The sequence below is a fragment of the Muribaculum gordoncarteri genome (assembly GCF_004803695.1).
Taxonomy (GTDB): Bacteria; Bacteroidota; Bacteroidia; order Bacteroidales; family Muribaculaceae; genus Muribaculum; species Muribaculum gordoncarteri.
Genome location: NZ_CP039393.1, coordinates 3,286,989 through 3,306,869, shown reverse-complemented (window position 1 = coordinate 3,306,869; position 19,881 = coordinate 3,286,989). Strand labels below are relative to the sequence as shown.

The 19,881-nt window shown below is 53.6% G+C and carries 17 protein-coding genes and 2 pseudogenes; 6 read left to right on the top strand and 13 right to left on the bottom strand.

The window, feature by feature from the left end; all coding sequences use genetic code 11:
* Positions 1-27: 27 nt before the first annotated feature.
* From E7746_RS14415 to porK, 6 genes and pseudogenes are all read right to left on the bottom strand, one after another.
* Positions 28-1,254 (bottom strand): transposase, encoded by a 1,227-nt coding sequence (locus E7746_RS14415; RefSeq protein ID WP_136411262.1) that lies wholly within the window; start codon positions 1,252-1,254, stop codon positions 28-30.
* A gap of 185 nt (positions 1,255-1,439) precedes the next feature.
* Complete coding sequence (pckA, locus tag E7746_RS14410) at positions 1,440-3,047, bottom strand: phosphoenolpyruvate carboxykinase (ATP) (protein ID WP_136409419.1); 1,608 nt, start codon at positions 3,045-3,047, stop codon at positions 1,440-1,442.
* Positions 3,048-3,230: 183 nt separating this feature from the next.
* Positions 3,231-4,307: a type IX secretion system ring subunit PorN/GldN gene (porN, locus tag E7746_RS14405; protein WP_136409418.1), complete on the bottom strand. Its 1,077-nt coding sequence runs from the start codon at positions 4,305-4,307 to the stop codon at positions 3,231-3,233.
* Positions 4,308-4,329: 22 nt separating this feature from the next.
* Positions 4,330-5,898: a type IX secretion system motor protein PorM/GldM gene (gene porM / locus E7746_RS14400; RefSeq protein ID WP_136409417.1), complete on the bottom strand. Its 1,569-nt coding sequence runs from the start codon at positions 5,896-5,898 to the stop codon at positions 4,330-4,332.
* Positions 5,899-5,907: 9 nt separating this feature from the next.
* Positions 5,908-6,663, bottom strand: a complete 756-nt coding sequence (porL, locus tag E7746_RS14395) for a type IX secretion system motor protein PorL/GldL (RefSeq protein WP_135946371.1) — start codon at positions 6,661-6,663, stop codon at positions 5,908-5,910.
* A gap of 22 nt (positions 6,664-6,685) precedes the next feature.
* Positions 6,686-7,543: pseudogene (gene porK, locus E7746_RS14390) on the bottom strand (T9SS ring complex lipoprotein PorK/GldK); the annotation flags it as partial.
* A 55-nt stretch (positions 7,544-7,598) separates the two neighbouring features.
* Here porK and E7746_RS14385 point away from each other — a divergent pair.
* A complete protein-coding gene (locus E7746_RS14385) occupies positions 7,599-8,918 on the top strand; it encodes a transposase (protein WP_136409415.1) in 1,320 nt (439 codons plus the stop codon).
* A 5-nt stretch (positions 8,919-8,923) separates the two neighbouring features.
* Here the strand turns inward: E7746_RS14385 and E7746_RS14380 are convergent.
* The 7 genes and pseudogenes from E7746_RS14380 to E7746_RS14350 form a co-directional block, all read right to left on the bottom strand.
* Positions 8,924-9,466, bottom strand: a pseudogene (locus tag E7746_RS14380) (SUMF1/EgtB/PvdO family nonheme iron enzyme); the annotation flags it as partial.
* A 58-nt stretch (positions 9,467-9,524) separates the two neighbouring features.
* A complete protein-coding gene (locus E7746_RS14375) occupies positions 9,525-10,502 on the bottom strand; it encodes a PorP/SprF family type IX secretion system membrane protein (protein ID WP_136409413.1) in 978 nt (325 codons plus the stop codon).
* Positions 10,503-10,505: 3 nt separating this feature from the next.
* The gene (gene porT, locus E7746_RS14370) at positions 10,506-11,240 is read right to left on the bottom strand and encodes a type IX secretion/gliding motility protein PorT/SprT (protein WP_136409412.1); all 735 of its coding nucleotides are present in this window, start codon (positions 11,238-11,240) and stop codon (positions 10,506-10,508) included.
* Between the two features lie 50 nt (positions 11,241-11,290).
* The gene (locus tag E7746_RS14365) at positions 11,291-12,061 is read right to left on the bottom strand and encodes an SDR family NAD(P)-dependent oxidoreductase (protein ID WP_238337261.1); all 771 of its coding nucleotides are present in this window, start codon (positions 12,059-12,061) and stop codon (positions 11,291-11,293) included.
* Positions 12,062-12,144: 83 nt separating this feature from the next.
* Entirely contained in the window at positions 12,145-12,630 is a 486-nt protein-coding gene (locus E7746_RS14360) for a GNAT family N-acetyltransferase (protein WP_123395047.1), read from the bottom strand.
* A gap of 228 nt (positions 12,631-12,858) precedes the next feature.
* A complete protein-coding gene (locus E7746_RS14355; RefSeq protein ID WP_136409411.1) occupies positions 12,859-14,664 on the bottom strand; it encodes an IS1634 family transposase in 1,806 nt (601 codons plus the stop codon).
* Positions 14,665-14,773: 109 nt separating this feature from the next.
* Positions 14,774-15,166, bottom strand: a complete 393-nt coding sequence (locus E7746_RS14350; protein ID WP_136411261.1) for a GNAT family N-acetyltransferase — start codon at positions 15,164-15,166, stop codon at positions 14,774-14,776.
* A 202-nt stretch (positions 15,167-15,368) separates the two neighbouring features.
* Between E7746_RS14350 and pdxA the strand changes: the two genes are divergently transcribed.
* From pdxA to E7746_RS14325, 5 genes are read left to right on the top strand one after another with little or no spacing between them, the layout of a single operon-like run.
* On the top strand, positions 15,369-16,475 hold the full coding sequence (gene pdxA, locus E7746_RS14345) for a 4-hydroxythreonine-4-phosphate dehydrogenase PdxA (protein ID WP_136411260.1): 1,107 nt from the start codon (positions 15,369-15,371) through the stop codon (positions 16,473-16,475).
* A gap of 22 nt (positions 16,476-16,497) precedes the next feature.
* Entirely contained in the window at positions 16,498-17,208 is a 711-nt protein-coding gene (locus E7746_RS14340; protein WP_136411259.1) for an NTP transferase domain-containing protein, read from the top strand.
* 49 nt (positions 17,209-17,257) lie between these two features.
* A complete protein-coding gene (locus E7746_RS14335) occupies positions 17,258-18,121 on the top strand; it encodes an ATP-grasp domain-containing protein (protein WP_136411258.1) in 864 nt (287 codons plus the stop codon).
* Positions 18,122-18,126: 5 nt separating this feature from the next.
* A complete protein-coding gene (locus E7746_RS14330; protein ID WP_136411257.1) occupies positions 18,127-19,083 on the top strand; it encodes a CDP-alcohol phosphatidyltransferase family protein in 957 nt (318 codons plus the stop codon).
* On the top strand, positions 19,070-19,777 hold the full coding sequence (locus E7746_RS14325; protein WP_136411256.1) for an HAD family hydrolase: 708 nt from the start codon (positions 19,070-19,072) through the stop codon (positions 19,775-19,777). Before E7746_RS14330 ends, E7746_RS14325 begins: the two co-directional genes overlap by 14 nt.
* The last annotated feature ends 104 nt before the right edge of the window (positions 19,778-19,881 follow it).

Genomic DNA, 19,881 nt, shown 5'->3' with positions numbered 1-19,881 from the left:
TTGATTTTACTTGAGCCTCAAGTCTTTTTATCGTTTTGTCTGATATCTAATCAATTCTGTCATGATGGCCTGTTTGGCTATGCGTGGCCCCATATTATGGGCAATGGAATATATTTTAACCAGCAGGGCGACAATCAGGGTCATATACAGCATTACCTGTATTCCGTGTACATTTGTTGATATAAAATGTGAAAAGCTCAGATCCTGTTTGAGAAATTTAAAGAATACCTCAATATCCCAGCGCCTTCGGTAATATTGGACAATTTCGATGGCATCTTTCTCAAAGTTATTGGTAATCAAGACCATCTCGTCATCATAGTGTCGGGCGTGGCGTCTGGTGTTTCGTGGAGATTCCGGACGCGGTGTCTTGAATCTAACCCGTATAATCCTGTAAAGGCATGAGGTATCCCATTTGTCGGATTGTTTGGCTCTGAGATAACCCTTGTCATCCGCGGTCACTACCACTTCATTGTCTGCCAGCACAGAGTCTTCGGGCAACATCGTTTCTACGGGTTGTGTGCAGCGGTTTAGGTTGAGCCTCCCTACGAAGAAGGCCAGGTTCTGTTTTGTCAGTTTCGCGATACATTTGAAATCATCCACATCCTTCAAGCCTCTGTCAAAGACATATCCATTCGACATCCCCGCCCTTTTACGCAGACATTGTGCCACAGTCTTGCTTATCGGGGCATTGTCGGCAGAATATGTCCTTTCTGTAAAGGCATTGGCCGCCACAACGTTGAGTCCGTTATAAGCCATGGTGTACTTGAGTTGTCTCCGGTCTGAAGATGTATTTTTTGTCATGCCGGTAGAGAAACCCTCCACAAGTTTGTTTGAGGTCTCGGCGACCATGGTGCTGTCAACGCGTATTATTTGCATGTCATCCAGTACAGCATCGGGTACATACTTAAGATATTTGGAGCATATCAGTGCATATGCCTCTTTGAAAAAATCTATATTTATCCTGGTCAGCCGCTCGCTGAAAGATGAATGAACCACCACTGTGCGCTTGCTGTCAGAGGTGCCATTTGTGTCCGTCATCAGCGGGATGCCATTTTTTATCGATATAATCCTTTGACTGACCTGAGATGAAGACAGCATTGCAAATATGCAGTCGTCCATCATGTCTACTCCACGTAATTTTTTTGCTTTGTAATCGACCTTTGTTTTGGCCGCTATCTCTGAGATTTTATCGTATGGGAGGTTTTTTATCACCCCGATGGCTGTTACATTATCTTTTGGGTGCTGTGTAGTCATATCTGTTTTTTTGATATAACAACCAGGCTCGACTTTTTGCTGTGTCTTCCGACCACTAGAACCCTTGCGGGTTGCACCCCCACCATTGGACGGCAGGCGCAAAAAAAGGAGGTGGGCGCGTGGGCGTCCACCTTCCGGGGAAAATTTTATAGTCGTGAAAGTTAGTCAGTCACTACTTGCATGAATTAGCCAACGTGAGGACCTGCGGCAACAAGTTCCTTACCGGCAGGATTGTTGGTGTACTTCTTGAAGTTCTTGATGAAGCGCTCGGCAAGGTCCTTAGCCTTAACGTTCCACTCTTCAGGGTTGGCGTAGGTGTCGCGAGGATCGAGGATCTTGGGATCTACACCGGGAAGTTCGGTAGGAATCTCGAAGTCGAAGATGGGGAGCTGCTTGGTGGGAGCCTTGAGGATAGCACCGTCAAGGATAGCGTCGATAATACCGCGGGTGTCACGGATAGAGATACGCTTGCCTGAACCGTTCCAGCCTGTGTTTACGAGGTAAGCCTTGGCGCCGCTCTTCTGCATGCGCTTAACGAGTTCTTCAGCATACTTGGTGGGGTGCAATTCAAGGAATGCCTGGCCGAAGCAAGCCGAGAAAGTAGGAGTAGGCTCGGTGATACCACGCTCAGTACCTGCAAGCTTAGCAGTGAAGCCTGAGAGGAAGTAGTACTTAGTCTGCTCGGGAGTAAGGATTGAAACGGGAGGAAGCACACCGAATGCATCAGCCGAGAGGAAGATTACATTCTTGGCAGCGGGGCCGGCCGAAACGGGCTCAACGATGCTCTTGATGTGGTTGATAGGATAAGATACACGAGTGTTCTCGGTTACGCTCTTGTCCTTGAAGTCGATCTTGCCTTCAGCGTCAACGGTAACGTTCTCAAGAAGAGCGTCACGAGTGATGGCGTTGTAGATGTCGGGCTCGCTCTCCTTGTCGAGGTTGATAACCTTGGCGTAGCAGCCGCCCTCGAAGTTGAAGACACCGTTGTCGTCCCATCCGTGCTCGTCGTCACCGATAAGCAGACGCTTGGGGTCGGTTGAAAGGGTGGTCTTACCTGTTCCCGAGAGGCCGAAGAAGATAGCAGTGTTCTGGCCGTTCTTGTCGGTGTTGGCCGAGCAGTGCATTGAAGCGATGCCTTCGAGAGGAAGGAAGTAGTTCATCATCGAGAACATACCCTTCTTCATTTCACCGCCGTACCAGGTGTTGATGATAACCTGCTCGCGAGAAGTGATGTTGAACACAACTGCGGTTTCGGAGTTGAGGCCGAGTTCCTTGTAGTTTTCAACCTTAGCCTTTGAAGCGTTGTAAACAACGAAGTCGGGCTTGAAGTTAGCGAGTTCCTCTTCTGAAGGAGCGATAAACATGTTGGTTACGAAGTGAGCCTGCCATGCAACTTCCATGATGAAGCGCACTGCCATGCGGGTGTCCTTGTTGGCACCGCAGAAGCGGTCAACTACGTAAAGTTTCTTATTTGAAAGTTCCTTGATAGCGATTTCCTTAACGGCATCCCAAGTCTTTTCGGTAACAGGCTTGTTGTCGTTGGGATACTCCTCGGTTGTCCACCATACATTGTCCTTTGAATTGTCATCAAGAACGATGAACTTATCCTTGGGTGAACGTCCGGTATAGACGCCTGTCATTACGTTAACGGCGCCGAGTTCAGTAACTACGCCCTTTTCAAAGCCCTCAAGCGTAGGGCAGGTTTCTTCCTTAAAGAGCTGCTCATAGGTGGGATTGTGTACAATCTCTGTGGTACCGGTGATACCGTACTGAGTTAAATCAATTTTGCTCATTTTGTAGACTTTATTTAATTGAGTTTATTAGATGTATATACTTAGTTATGGGCTATGTACTCTAAATCGCCTACAAAGATAGTCACTTTTTTGATAACGGTGACAATTAAATAAAGAAATTTTTCCGTATTACATTTTTTTAATGCTTCCCTCCCGATTACAAGCGCATATTAAGGTATTTTTTCAACGGCGGCGACGCACCGAGCGCTTCGCTCCGCTGTCGGCCGACGACTTGGGCTTCTTTGGAGCCTTCACCTTGGCCGGTTTGCGCGAATGTGACGCCGGCTTGGCCTCCTTGCGGTACTCGCCCACGGCAACCGAGTCGGCCGACTCTGCGCCGCCACGTGCCTGCACCTCCTCGCGAGTAGGCACCCACATCATGTCGTCAAACGTTTCAAGCCTGTGCTGGATGCTGTCCTGGGCGCGACGGCGGTCGTCGGGGTCGGGATACATCTGCATCATCGACAGGTTGCGCAGGTTGCGCGTCTTGTAGATTTCGCCGTCATAGAGCGACAGGGCGAAGAAGTCGTCGTAGGTGTAGCGCGATGCGTTGTTGTCGTCGTCGACAAATGTCGTTGTCGACAGCAGATAGGGGCGCAGGTCATCCATCTTTATCCAGAACATGGGATAGCGCACATCCTCGCCGCCGAAGTCGCCGGCACGGTGAAGCACCGGACACAGCGCCTGCACCGTCGTTGTCATGCGCGTCGTGGAGCGGTCGAGCTCCCATCGCTCTATTATGTAGTAGCTCAGCACCTCGTTGCAGGGCACATCGCTCTCTTCGACCACATAACGGCGACGCGCTCCGCTTCCAGCCTCGGTGTAAGGCACGTGGAAACGCTCAAGCACATCGACAGGGTTGACCCGATACTGCTCGGTAAACATCTCCCGCCCGTCGAGATACTCGTAGGCCGTAAGCTCGCCCGACGCAAAGCGGTTCATGATGATGCGGAACAGATTCTCCTGTCCGTCAACCACCTCCTGCGGATAGTAGAGCGACGCATTGGGCACCTTGGCGAGGTCGAGCGAACGATACACCACCTTCATCCACTGCGCGTCATCGTCGGGAACGCGCGAGTCGGCGGCCTGTCGCATCTGCATGCGGTCGCTCACCTGAGCCTGCGAGGCTGGGCGCTTGTCGTCGCCCCCTACGCGCCTCACGCCCGAGGAGGTCGATGCATTCTGAGCCGACAGAGCACCGGCGGCAGCGACCATGCACAGCGCCAGCGCGTAGCGATATATCGAAGTCATGACATTCATAATTTATTTTCTCCTGATTATTCTAATTTACAATAACTTCCATGGGCGAGATGTCACGTTCCACGCCGTCGGGACCCACAGCGCGTACACGCGAGATGAAGAATCGCTTACCGCGCGACAAGCGCCTGAACGCCTCGCGCTGTCGCGACGAGAACCGGGGGCCGTCCGACAGTTCGGGCATCGCATTTCCCATCGAGTCGAAAAACAACGTTTCAAACCCGAGAACCCGGTAGTTGACATCGAGCAGATTGTCGTCGATTGCCGCCTCAACCCCCTGAGCCTGCATGAGCTGCGACTTGGCAATGGGCTTGGAACCGCGATAGCGCACCTTGTTGCCCGCCTGATCGGTGATCGTCATATAGGGAGCGGGATCGGGCAGACGGCGCACCATGAAGCCGGTCGAGGCCACCTGACGGCGGCTGCCGTCGATGTCGGCGGCCACCGTCACCACCGCCTGTTCGCCTATGCGGTCGGGGCGGGCAATCCACTCGTCGCCGCGGCGCACGAGTGAGCCGTTGGTCATTGTCGCGCTCACCGACGACTGAGGCACGCCCAGCACCGAGATTCCAAGCGGATTGTCGATTCCGGCATACAGCACGTTCATCATCTTGGCCGACACAGTAGCGCCGGGCTCGATCACATTGTAAGTCGACTCGAAGTCGTGACGCGTAACAGTGCCGTCGTGGTGTGGCAGCTCGATGTAGCCCGAGTAGCTGAACGCTCCCGTAGCCGAAGCGTCGATTTCGAGCACTCCGCGGTCGTTGTCGAGGCGGCGGCCGTCGATATAGACCCTCGGGCGCTGTGTCGTGTCGACTGCGGCAAGCACAATGTCGGCCCGGTAGCTCGCTCCGCGCATCACGTTGCGCGACGACGGTATCACAAAGGCTCTCAGCTCGTTGACTCTCACATCGCCGGCATCGACATTGGCAAGAAGTGCGCCCAGCACCTCGCCCTCGGCATAGAGCAGGTCGTTCTGCAACTTGGTGAGCATGGTCACCGAAGCCACGGCCGGTTTTGACAGGAACAGTGCCTCCTCCCACGGCCGCTTGGCGAGTGCGCCGTCACGCAGCATGGGGTCGGTCGACAGTGCGCGTTGCAGGTTGTCACGCTTCACCGGGTCGGGCACAAGCGCCGTCACCTGCTCGCGATAACGCTCGATGGCCTTGCGTAGCTCTTCGCCGCGGGCATCAGGCGCAGTCACCATCACCACCGACGAGGCTTCGCGGTTTTCGGGGTGACGCAGATTGCCCGGGTCGGCATCCTCTCCGTCGGCCTCCACCGCAATGGCGAGTTTCAGCGTGTCGATGAGCGCATATAGGCTGCCGGTCATCGAGTGTATCTCCACCGCCTTGTCGCGCCATGCTCCCCCCTTCTCGGGATTCTGCGACGCTACAGCCTCAAGCCGGTCGAGAAGCGCGGTGTTGCGCGACTCCACATTCGCGTTGGAGCGCGACAACCCCTCATCGACCTGACCGAAACCGTCGAGCACATCGCTCGACACGCTCAGGGCAAGCATGGCCGTCAGGACGATATACATCAGGTTTATCATCTTCTGACGCGGCGACAGATTGCGTGTATTGTTACTTCCCATCGTAAGTCTTTATCGGTTGGACGACACGGCCGACAACGGATTGGCGGTCATGGCCGTTAGCATCTTTTCGTATATTGCGTTGAGCTGCTGCATGTGCTCGGTCATCTTCTCGGCCTCCTCGCGGTAGCGGCGCGTCATCTCCGATGAATGTTCATACATGTCACGCACATCGTTCATGCCCCGGTTGACGCGGTCGATCGTTTCAAGCTGCGACCCGGCATTCTTCAGTTGCAGCTCGTAGATGGCGTTGAGTCCGGCGATATTGCGGGTGAGGCTGCGCATCTGCTCAAGGTAGTCGGCCGACACGCGGCTTATCTCCTCGCTGTCGCTTCCCGCCGCCTTGTACTGCTCCATAAGCGTGGCCGACACCCCGGCGAGTGCGTCGGCGGCCTCGGCTATGCGTGCCACATGGTCATTCACATCGCCCGATGCCTGGCGGGGTGCCGCCGGAGCCACTGCAAGACCCGATGCACCGGTCATGACCGGGCGGTCGGCGTCACGGTGCGAGTCGAGAACGGGAAACACATCCTCCCACCGGTATTCACGCGGCGGACGGTCGAAAGCCGTCAGGATGAACATTATCACCTCGGTGCCCATGCCCACGGTGAGAAGAAGGTCGCCGCCGGGCAGGTCGAGAATCTTGAAAAGCGCACCCCATATCACGATGGCGGCGCCTATCGAATAGGCGAAATTGAAAAAGCTCTGTCCGCGGTCGCTTGACAGGAAACGCTCTACGCGGTTACGGTATCTCTTGATTTTTCCCATTGTCACAGTAGTCTATTGAGAGTTATTTGTTGCGCCCCTTGGCAAATCCGATGCGTGTGCGCACGTTACGGAATCCTATGTAGCTGCGCTGCTCGTTCTGGTACTCCCACATGCGCAGGTCGCTGCGCACGTTGTGCTGCACATCCTTCCACGAGCCGCCGCGCACTATCTTGCGCTTCATGCGGTAGGGGTCGTCGACGGCAGCGTCATATCGGTATTCGGGATTTACATCGCTTGTGAGGCGGCTCACGCTCTCGTTGTAGGCGGTCGAGGTCCACTCGCTCACGTTTCCGGCCATGTCGTATAGGCCGAAGTCGTTGGGGGCGTAGGTTCCCACCTTGGAGGTTATTATGTGGCCGTCGCGCGTGTAGTTGCCTTCGCCGGGCTTGAAGTTGGCATAGAAGCACCCCTTGTCCTCGCTCATCGGCAGGTCACCGTCCCAGGGATATTTGTTTTCGCTCTTTCCGGCTCGGGCCGCATACTCCCACTCGGCCTCGGTGGGCAGGCGGTAAGGCTCGATGTGGATGCCATCCTTGCCGAGCGACTTGCGCAGGAAGTCGGTGCGCCAGTTGCTGAATGCCATAGCCTGCTCCCAGCTCACTCCCACCACGGGATAGTCGCTGTAACCGCCGTGGGAGAAGTAGAGCCGCACGTAGGGCTCGTTAAACGAGTTGTCGAAGTCGTTGATCCACGCGGTGGTGTCGGGGTAGACATTTACTATATAGGTGTTCACGAAGTCGTAGTCGCCGGTCAGCGCACGGGTTATGGTTTCGCGCACAATCTCGCCGTCGTCGTTTATGTAGGCCGTGTCCTTCGATATCACCGGGTCGCGCGTGGGCACCGGCTTGTCGGTGTTGTATTCGCGCCGTGCCGGTTCTAGTGGTCGGAAGACACAGCAAAAAGTCGAGCCTGGTTGTTATATCAAAAAAACAGATATGACTACACAGCACCCAAAAGATAATGTAACAGCCATCGGGGTGATAAAAAACCTCCCATACGATAAAATCTCAGAGATAGCGGCCAAAACAAAGGTCGATTACAAAGCAAAAAAATTACGTGGAGTAGACATGATGGTCGACTGCATATTTGCAATGCTGTCTTCATCTCAGGTCAGTCAAAGGATTATATCGATAAAAAATGGCATCCCGCTGATGACGGACACAAATGGCACCTCTGACAGCAAGCGCACAGTGGTGGTTCATTCATCTTTCAGCGAGCGGCTGACCAGGATAAATATAGATTTTTTCAAAGAGGCATATGCACTGATATGCTCCAAATATCTTAAGTATGTACCCGATGCTGTACTGGATGACATGCAAATAATACGCGTTGACAGCACCATGGTCGCCGAGACCTCAAACAAACTTGTGGAGGGTTTCTCTACCGGCATGACAAAAAATACATCTTCAGACCGGAGACAACTCAAGTACACCATGGCTTATAACGGACTCAACGTTGTGGCGGCCAATGTCTTTACAGAAAGGACATATTCTGCCGACAATGCCCCGATAAGCAAGACTGTGGCACAATGTCTGCGTAAAAGGGCGGGGATGTCGAATGGATATGTCTTTGACAGAGGCTTGAAGGATGTGGATGATTTCAAATGTATCGCGAAACTGACAAAACAGAACCGGGCCTTCTTCGTCGGGAGGCTCAACCTAAACCGCTGCACACAACCCGTAGAAACGATGTTGCCCGAAGACTCTGTGCTGGCAGACAATGAAGTGGTAGTGACCGCGGATGACAAGGGTTATCTCAGAGCCAAACAATCCGACAAATGGGATACCTCATGCCTTTACAGGATTATACGGGTTAGATTCAAGACACCGCGTCCGGAATCTCCACGAAACACCAGACGCCACGCCCGACACTATGATGACGAGATGGTCTTGATTACCAATAACTTTGAGAAAGATGCCATCGAAATTGTCCAATATTACCGAAGGCGCTGGGATATTGAGGTATTCTTTAAATTTCTCAAACAGGATCTGAGCTTTTCACATTTTATATCAACAAATGTACACGGAATACAGGTAATGCTGTATATGACCCTGATTGTCGCCCTGCTGGTTAAAATATATTCCATTGCCCATAATATGGGGCCACGCATAGCCAAACAGGCCATCATGACAGAATTGATTAGATATCAGACAGAAACGATAAAAAGACTTGAGGCTCAAGTAAAATCAATGAAATCAGAGGTCAATAATCTAAAAATCAAAATACTATCGTTACAAACCTCTTCCGACCACTAGAACCGTGCCGGGTTCAGGCGGTTCTTTCGCTTGGCCGCCTCGGTGTAGTTGTACACCTCGTAACGGTAGGTGAGCTGCTCGGGGTCGAGCTCATGCACTCCCGTCACCGGATTCACGCGGTACATGCTCTCGATGGCACGCCGCTCGTCCTCGTCGGCGTTACGCCACGGAATGGGCTTGCTCCAGTTGAGATAGGGCCCCACGGGATTGCCGTCACGGTCCTCCTCGATGCGAAACTCGTCGTTGCCGCCATAGGCCGGGTCGGCAAGTCGCTCGCGGATTATGGAGTCACGCACCCAGTAGACAAACTGCTTGTACTTGGCATTGGTGATTTCGGTTTCATCCATCCAGAATCCGTCGACCGACACTCCGCGGGCGTCGGCTCGCAGGTTCCATGCGCTGTCGGCTTCGGCCGGACCTGCCATTATCGACCCTCGGTCGACAAGCACCATGCCATAGGGCGTAAGTTCGCTCCACGACACGCCGCCCACGCCGGTAACCTCGCCGCCGGAGTTTCCATGCCCTCCCACGGCACATGACACCGCCATGGCCGAGGCTATTATAATGATTGATAATCTTGTCGATACTCCTTTCATATTGTGATGATTACATTATGCGTATGCTTTTATGCCCGTATCGGTTGCGCGGCCCGAAGTCAAGCTTTACCTTGTAGCCGCCCCACACCTCGTGACTGCCCCGTCCCCGGCGTGACACATCGGCCACGGCACGGTCGTAACTGTAGCCGATGAAGATGTTGCTGAACTCAGCTCCGAGCAGCAGTGCCACGGCATCGTCGTGACGCCATGCCACGCCGGCCCACAGGAAGCGGTTGTAACGCACACGGGCCGTCAGCTGGCCCGTCACGCGGTCGCGGTCGACTCTCAGAAGCATTGACGGCTGTATCTCAAATAACGTGTTTTTTATAGGAATATTGCCGCCGGCCATCAAATAAAACTTGCGCCCGGCATTAAACGTGACGGCGTTGTCACCGTCGCCGTCGACATCGAGCGTGACCTGCGACCGGGTGAGATGCGTCACCGACACTCCCGCCCAGAAGTGACGCGAGTTATAGAACGCCCCAAGCGACAGGTCCACAGCCGAATGTCGTTCGTCTTCTACCGGCATGTCACCGGCTTCGTCACTTGCGGCGTCACCTTCGGGAAGCTCCCTCTCCGACCACCGGAACTCATTGTCGATGATGCCGGCCTGAACCGCGAGCGTGACGCTCGAGCTTCGTCCGGTCGTTATCTTGTAGCCGCACTGTAATCCTGCGGTGATGTTGCGGTAAAGCCCCATGCTTTCACGCTGCGCCACCACTCCTGCCGCGAGCTTGTTGCCGAGGAGGGGAAGCGGCATGTCGCCTGTGAGCATGAACGACTTGGGAGCCGGGTCGGTACCTATACGGTCCCAACGGCCGCCTACCCTCACGCGCAGGTAGTCGCTCGTGCCTATGGCGGCGGCATTGTAGTAGTTGAGTGCTTCGACATAGTTGGTCATCATCATGTCGACCTGCGCGTCGACGGTGACGGCAAGCGATGCGACCGTAACGGCAATCAGCGACAATATGCGGTTAATCCGTGTCATGCGTCACTCAAAGTAGAAGGTTAGTACAACCATGCGCGTAACCGCCTTGGAAAGCGACTGCGTGAACTTGTAACGGTCGGGGTCGTCGGCAAGGTCGGGACGGTCGTGACGCAGCATGTCGGTAAGCCCGAAGCAGAACTTCAGTTCGGGGCACAACTTGAAATAAGGGAGATAGATGTCACACCCCAACCCCAACGACACAAGGACATCGGCACTATTGAGCTGCAACAGGTCGCGGGCATGTCGCTTCGACACATCAAATGCGCCCATTACGCCGCCCACAAGATAGGGACGCACGTTGCGGTAGCGCAACGACGCATACTTCAGGTCGACAGGCAGCACCACCTGATTGCTCTTGATGTCCTGACGCTCCACGGCTCCGCTCTCGTAGTCGCGCATCACCAGGCTGCGGTTGCCGAAATAGATGCCCGGCGACACCCTGAGGCTGAACCACTCGTTGAGCCGGAAATCTACAAGTCCGCCCACACAGAATCCCGGCGAGAAGTCGGGCTGCTCGACAAACCATGACTCGCCGCCGGGCGTGACATATCCGCTATGCGTCAGCTGAAGGTCCTGGGTGTGCAGCCCCACGCTGAATCCGAGATGCCACGGCCTCAGGTCGGTATATGGGCGGTTCATCACGCGGTTGTTGCGCTGCGCACAAGCGTGACATCCCACCCCGGCTATCAGGATGAGAACGACAACGAAACGTGACAATATGACGCGACCCGCACTCATTACAAAATGTAAACGAATGCAGGTCGCGGCTTATTGTATCGACCGTTACATCATTTGGCGGGTCGGGGTATGCGCTTAACCGCCCTCGACACCTTTACGGGCATCTTCACCCAGAGGCATCCCGGAATCAAACGCCAGAAGAACACCCCTATGGCCCACCGCCAGTCGACGACGGCTATGCGTATCTTGCGCTCTATCGCATCGACAACGAGCGGAGCAACATGGTCGAGCGACATGCTCACCGGATATTTGCGCTCTTTGTCGAGAAGCGGGGTGCGCACCCATCCCGGGCGTATATCGACAAATGATATTCCGGCGCGCTTGTTGTTGGAAAGCTGTTCAAGCGCCTCAAGATAGTTCCATTGGAAACGCTTCGATGCCGAGTAGGCGGCCATCCGCCCTATGCCCTTTACTCCGGCTACCGATGTCACGGCGGCGATGGTGCCCTTGATTCTCGTGAGGCAGAAGTAGTGATAGGCCGTGTCGACCATCCTCACGAAGCCAGTTGTGTTGGTTTCGGTCACGGCCACCTCCTTGTCAAGATCAAGGCAGGGATTCTCGCTGAATATGCCGGCCACATGGAAGTAGACATCCATGCCTCCAAGCCGCCTTATAAGTTCTGTAAGCTTGTGGGGAGCGTCACTTCGGGTTACATCGATAACCTCATACTCCACCTGAGTGGGAAACATCTCCTTCAAAGCCCTCAACGGGCCCTCATTGCGTGCCGCCACGCCCACATGCCATCCGGTTAAAGCAAATATCTCGGCTGTACGGAGGCCTATCCCCGACGAGGCCCCCATGATAACAATTCGTTTCATCATCCTGAAAATCTTGGTTACTATGATGTAACACAGCCGGGCCGTCCATTGTTTGCGTCACGGCTCATCGCAGCCTCAAATATGTGTCACAGCAGAAGCTCGTAGTCGCTGTCGTCGAGGAATTGTCCGAACTTATATCCCACTTCGCGGAAATGCGACGCCTCGTAGAAGCCAAACGACTTCACCATGCGCTCGCTCGCCTCGTTGCCGGTGGTTATGCAGGCTATCAGGGCATGGAATCCGCGCTTGCGGCAGTCGTCGATAAGACACTCCATCAGCTTGCGGCCGATGCCGCGTCCGGTCATTCCGTCGAGCACGTAGGCCGAAGCCTCAAGGGTGTTGTGATAGGCTCCGCGTCCTTTCCACTCATGGGCATAGGCATAGCCTACCACGCGGCCCTCGTCCTCGCACACATAGTAGGGATAGCGCGAAGCGATAGCCTCGATGCGGTTGCGCGTCATCTCCTCGGTGGCTATGACCGTGTCGAAAGTCACGGTCGAAGTCCTTACATAGTGATTGTATATTTCGGCAATTTCCTTTGCGTCGTCGGTGCGCACTTCTCTTATCTTCATAACATCCACATTGTTTTTATTCGGCAAAGTTAAAAATTACTCCACATCCCCGCAAATCGGCAACGAAACATCGATTGCGATTTCCACATTTTTGGCGGTGTAACGCGGTTATGTGGGGGATTATCCCATCTTTTACAGTCCAAAAACGAGCAAACCCTTTTGTACATTGGCGTGAAGCCATGTGCAAAAGGGTCTATATATGTAGCACTGGAATGGGGTTATCTATATTTAACCTTTTTTAATATTAGCAATAATCTGTTTGATTTTCTGACGAGTAACAATCTCGGTGTCGAGTCTGAAGCCGGCTTTGGCATGTAGGTCATCGGTAAGATCATCCCGTGTGAAGTTAGGCTTGTAGCCTTCTCCCTTGACTATGTTCATAGTCATTGACCGTAGTTTCTCAATTATAGCGGAGGATGTGTATTTATAGTTCAGTTCCTTTTCCATTATTCTGAAGAGCAGTAGTGTGATAAAGCAGACAATGAAGTGGGCCCTTATGTGTTCCGCCGTCCAGACGAAGACGGGTCGACCCTTGAAGTCAGTCTTGATGACCCTGAAGGCATCCTCCGACTCCCAGCGGTTATGGTTCAGTTCGATGATTTTCGTCACATTGTCAGACAGATCCGTACATATCGCATAGAAGCCGTCATATTTTTCTTCTTCTGATATGGCGTCAAGATTCAGGGAGACGGTTCTGAATACCGCAACCTCGCCGTCTTCTGTGGCGTAGGTCTCGGAAAGGAACCTGTCAGGGCTCTTATAAGATTTGGTCAATGTCCTGTTTCCACGTGCATTGCTGTCAGCCTTGTCAATCTCGCGTTGACGCAGGAATCGGAGGTAGTCGCGGTATTTGTATGAAAATGTCACAATCAATCTTTGAGAGAACTTTGTCTTTTCATTGACAATCCAACGCTCGCGATAAAAAGTGCGGTCTCCGTAATAACGGGCAGTATCGGCATCAGTCAGGTCAAACTCCAGTTCATCCTCGTCTGCATCCCGGTACCGCTTGTCTTTTTGTACCGTGTCGGACTTTACAAGTTTCCATCCTGTCGGTTCCAGACACCAGTCCCTGAGATTATCCTCCAGTTTCTTTATTGACTGCACCGTTATGAATGATCTTTCTGCTGTGGAGTTATATGACCGGTTGCCTTCAGAAGAGAGACCTCCGTCTGTACAGACTACAATCTTGCTGACCCCCATCTTCTCAACTATAATCTTTTCAGTTGGAATCAAGGTAGTCTGTTCGTTGGCATTGCCGGGATTGATGCACATCGCAACCGGCATGCCGGAGTTGTCGATGAACATACCCATCTGTACGATGGGGTTCGGTCGATGTTCCTTGGAGACTCCGTACTTGCGTATACGTTCATGAACGTTCCCTTTTTTGTCTGTCACATAGTCCGGATCGGCAGATTCTCTCTCGAAAAAATAGTTGGTGCAGTCATAGTACATGACGGTCGTATCCCGTTCGACAACCTTTGACGAATTAAGGAAAAGTCTCTTCTGGATGTATTCACCGTGTCTGTCCAGGATATCCAGACTCCTGTAGATATGCTGTTTTTCTATATCAAAAGGCTCGATATAGCTTCCGCTCCTGCGATAATTACCTAGTTTTGAAGCCGGTCTCAAAAGCCGTTCGTAGACCATCAGCTCCAGAACTTTGTTGAAATCGAAGTCGAACTTATGTTTACGTGAGATTGCCTCGCATATCCTGTCCATCCCGACCTTATGGTACAGCCGTTTAAGAAACAGATATCCGCTCTCGCAACTCTGAGCCTCGCCTTTTTCAATAAGCTTTGTGGGCGACAGACGTGATATTATCACCTGCCGGCCCTCCTTCTCCTGTGCCGTAAGCCTGGCGATATATCCCCTGGCCCATTCAACAGGATCTCTGTCTCCGCATCTCTGACGAACTTCCTCAAGCGTTCCAAGGCGCTCATGGATTCTTGAGGTACTTTTGCCGTTCTTGTCCCTGTATGCCTTCTGTACATAAAGGATGGAAGTCTTTTTTGTCTTGGTTATTTTCAGCTTCATATTATGCCGCCCTGCCGTTGATTGCTACACGGTGCTACAAAGATAGTAATAAAATTTGACACGTGCAAGCGTGCCAGCAAAAAAGATTCATGAAAATGCAACTGTCAAACTACCGCATGCGCTCGCTCGCCTCGTTGCCGGTGGTTATGCAGGCTATCAGGGCATGGAATCCGCGCTTGCGGCAGTCGTCGATAAGACACTCCATCAGCTTGCGGCCGATGCCGCGTCCGGTCATTCCGTCGAGCACGTAGGCCGAAGCCTCAAGGGTGTTGTGATAGGCTCCGCGTCCTTTCCACTCATGGGCATAGGCATAGCCTACCACGCGGCCCTCGTCCTCGCACACATAGTAGGGATAGCGCGAAGCGATAGCCTCGATGCGGTTGCGCGTCATCTCCTCGGTGGCTATGACCGTGTCGAAAGTCACGGTCGAAGTCCTTACATAGTGATTGTATATTTCGGCAATTTCCTTTGCGTCGTCGGTGCGCACTTCTCTTATCTTCATAACATCCACATTGTTTTTATTCGGCAAAGTTAAAAATTACTCCACATCCCCGCAAATCGGCAACGAAACATCGATTGCGATTTCCACATTTTTGGCGGTGTAACGCGGTTATGTGGGGGATTATTCGTAACTTAGCGCGTTATTTTGAGTAAATGTGCGCCTACGGGGCCACTCTACGACTCTACAACTATAAACTACAACAATGAAGGACAACCGAAAGATAAAAGTGGGAATAACCCAAGGCGATATAAACGGAATTGGCTACGAGGTGATACTCAAGGCCCTCGACGACCCACGCTTTGTGGAACTTTGCACCCCCGTGATTTACGGTTCGGCAAAGATAGCCGCATATTACCGTAAAGGGCTCGACATAGCCCCAATAAACCTGGTTCAGGTTCCGTCGGCCGACGATGCACGCGACGGCGAAGTAAACATAATAAACGTTGTGCCCGAGGACACCAAGATTGAGCCCGGAGTGGCATCAAAGACAGCCGGACAGGCCGCTTTCGCATCGCTTGAGAGCGCCGTTACCGACCTCCGCTCGGGCAGCATCGATGTGCTCGTGACAGCACCCATCAACAAGGACACGATACAGAGCGAAACATTCACCTTCCCCGGCCACACCGAATACCTCGAAGCCTCGATAGGCGACGGCGACAAGAGCCTCATGGTGCTTTGCTCCGAAGACATCCGCGTGGCCCTCGTGACAGCCCACATGCCGCTGGCCAAGGTGCCATCGGCCATAACCAAGGAGGCGATACTCGAGAAGCTGCGCATATTCAACCGCTCGCTGCAGCGTGACTTCGCCATCGACTGCCCCCGCATAGCGGTGCTTTCGCTAAATCCCCATGCCGGCGAGAACGGACTGCTCGGCACCGAGGAGCGCGATGTAATAATCCCGGCAATCGAAGAGGCTGCCAACGAGAAGATTCTCGCCTTCGGCCCCTACGCATCCGACGGATTCTTCGGCTCGGAAGCTTACGAGAAGTTTGACGGCATCCTTGCCATGTACCACGACCAGGGACTCACACCGTTCAAGGCTCTCGCCATGGACCAGGGCGTAAACTACACCGCCGGACTTCCCTACGTGCGCACCTCGCCCGACCACGGGACAGGATTTGACATTGCCGGCAAGGGCATGGCATCGGCCGAGTCAATGCGCAGCGCCATATACATGGCTATCGACATCTACCGCAACCGCCTGCGCCACGACCGCGCCTACCGCAATCCGTTGCGCAAGCAGTACTTCGACAAGAGCAAGGACAACGTTGTGCTTGACCTCACCAAGGATGACAGCGAAAACGACTAATCAACCCACAAAACAAGATAAAATGAATTACGCCATAATAGCCGCCGGCGAAGGCAGCCGCCTCGCTCAGGAGGGCGTAGAGCGCCCGAAGCCGCTCGTAGAGCTCAACGGCACCCCCATGATAAAACGACTCATCGACATAATGCTCGACTGCAACGCCGAGTCGCTGTCGATTATCGTCAACGAGCAGATGACCGAGGTGCGCCGATACATCGAAAGCCTCACCCTGCCCGTGCCGCTCTACCTCACCGTGAAGTCGACACCCAGCTCGATGCACTCTTTCTGGGAAGTGAGCCGCAAGTTCCCCGCCACAGGAAAATTCGTGCTGACGACAGTCGACACCATATTCCACGAAAAGGACTTCCGCCAATATGTCAACGCATTCGAGCATGACGACAGCGCCGACGGATACATGGCCGTTACATCGTTTATCGACGACGAGAAGCCACTCTACATCGATGTCGACAACGATATGTTCATTACGGCGTTCCGCGACAACCCCTGGGACGGAGTGAAGTACATTTCAGGCGGAATATACGGCCTCACAGCCCCCGCGCTCGACATTCTCGACGACTGCATGAAGCGCGGAGTGAGCCGCATGCGCAACTACCAGCGCGCACTCGTGGAGGGCGGCCTGCGACTTAAGGCCTACCCCTTCAGCAAGATTGTCGATGTCGACCATGCCGGCGACATTGCCACCGCCGAGCGATTCATCGCCGAAGGGAACGCATAAGCCCACGCCAACAAGCAACTCGAATCAATCATTGTAACATATTATTAAAATGGCTGAAATAACGATTGCCGGCATCATGCGTGCCGGCGCCTACTCGCCAAACCACATCGGCAACGACGCCGCCATATTCAATGCAGCTGCCGACCATCTGCGCAAACGCGGATGCATAGTGAACATCTACAGCGAAGAGCAGTTCATTGCCGACGAAGTGACCGAACCGGTCATCGTCAACATGTGCCGCGAAATGAAGTCGATACACAAGCTTCAGGAACTCGAGCAGAAAGGAGCCCTGGTGATCAACTCGGGATTCGGAATCGAGAACTGCACCCGCGAGCGCATGACACGAATACTCGTAGGCTCCAACATCCCCTACCCCGAAAGCCTCATCGTAAACACCGACGAAGGCGTAACCGCAGCCCTCAAGAAAGCCGGATTCACGCAGTGCTGGATCAAGCGCGGCGACTTCCACGCCATGCACAAGGAGGACGTGAGCTACGTGCGTCATCCCGAGGAGGCTCAGGAGGTGCTCCAGGAATACTTCCTGCGCGGCATCAAGCGCGCCGTCATCAACCGTCACCTCGTGGGCGACCTCATAAAGTTCTACGGCGTTCAGGGCACTCCGTTCTTCTTCTGGTTCTACCCCTTCGACCTCGGCCACTCCAAGTACGGCCACGAAGCCATCAACGGCAAGTCGCAGGGACTCGAATTTGACAAGGAGAAGCTGCGCGCCATCTGCCAGAACGCGAGCGAGGTTCTCGATGTGAAGGTCTACGGCGGCGACTGCATAATAAGCCCCGAAGGCGACATTCGCATCATCGACTTCAACGACTGGCCAAGCTTCGCTCCCTGCCGTCAGGAAGCGGCGCCCCACATAGCCAAGTGCATCCTCAACGAAATCAAAAAACGCAAATAATGGCTATGGAGCAACAGATAAATAACGCACAACCGTCCACATCAAGCTATCGCGACAGCCTCAAGTCGATGGACACCGAGGAGCACATCGACCTCGCGTTCTATCGCCCGATAGGCTACATGTGGGCATGCCTCGCCAAGAAGCTCGGCGTAACCCCCAACGCCATAACCATAGCATCGATATTCCTCGGCATCGGCGCCGGAGTGATGTTCTACTTCAACGATCTGTGGCTTAATGTGATAGGAATGTTGCTGCTGATATGGGCCAACTCATTTGACTCGGCCGACGGACAGCTGGCCCGAATGACCAAGCAATATTCACGCATAGGACGAATACTCGACGGACTGTCGGGCGACTTCTGGTTTGCTACGATATACGTGGCTATATGCCTCCGCACCAATGTCACATCGGAATTCTTCTCACAGCACCACTGGGTGATATGGGTCACCGCCGTCGTTACGGGAATATGCCATGCCAAGCAGGCTGCAATGGCCGACTACTACCGCCAGTTCCACCTCTACTTCCTCAAGGGCGAGGACGGCAGCGAACTTGAATCGGCCGCCGACCTCAAGAGCAAGCTCGCCGAGCTGTCGTGGAAACACAACTTCTGGAAGAAGCTCACATTGACCTTCTACACCAACTACACCATCAACCAGGAGGCTTGGACCCCGCGCATGCAGGCACTGCGCGCCGAGCTGAAACGCCGGTTCCCCGACGGACGCATCCCGCAGTCGTTCCGCGACGCATTCCGCGCCAAGAGCCTGCCGCTGATGAAGTACACCAACATCCTGTCGTTCAACTGGCGCACGATAGCCCTGTTTGCATCGCTCTTCCTGCAGATGCCCTGGCTCTACTTCGCCTTTGAGCTGACGGTGCTCAACATATTGCTGGCCGGAATGGTGATACGCCACGAAAACATTTGCAAGACATTCACTAAAGAGCTTGAGGATGGAAAATATTAAAGGTATAATATTTGACTACGGCGGCACAATCGACAGCCGCGGCACCCACTGGAGCGAAATTATATGGGACGGCTACCGGGCATCGGGAGTGGAAATCGACAAGGACACATTCCGTGAGGCTTACGTGTATGCCGAGCGTGAACTTGCCAAAGTTCGTCACATAATGCCCGACGACAACTTCTACGTGCTCCTGCTCAAGAAGATGAAAATCGAGCTGACGCATCTCGCCGACAACGGAGCCATAAAGCGCGAGGCCGTCGACACTCTTGCACCCGACATTGCAAAGTACTGCTACGATCAGGCACGCCAATGCATCGAGGAGGCACGCCCCACGCTTGAGGCACTCTACGAGAAGTATCCCATGGTGCTTGTGAGCAACTTCTACGGCAATGTCGAGAGCGTGTTGCGCGATTTCAACCTGCGCCACTATTTCAAGGATATAATAGAAAGCGCCATTGTGGGCGTGCGCAAGCCCGACCCGCGCATATTCGGCCTCGGAGTCGAAGCTCTGCACCTGAAGCCCGAAGAAGTGCTCGTGGTGGGCGACTCCTATAAAAAGGACATCGTGCCCGCCGAAAGCATCGGCTGCAAGGTTGCCTGGCTCAAAGGAAAAGGCTGGACCGCCGACGAAGATGCCGTGATGCACCCCTCGATCATCAAAAAACTGGCTGATGTACTCGATGCAGCGTTATAATCCGTTAACATTATTATTCGAGATGTGAATGTAAATTTTACTAAATTAACACATCGTCCCTATATTTAACTATTCTTTACGAAAAATAAGGAAAGTTAGCTGAA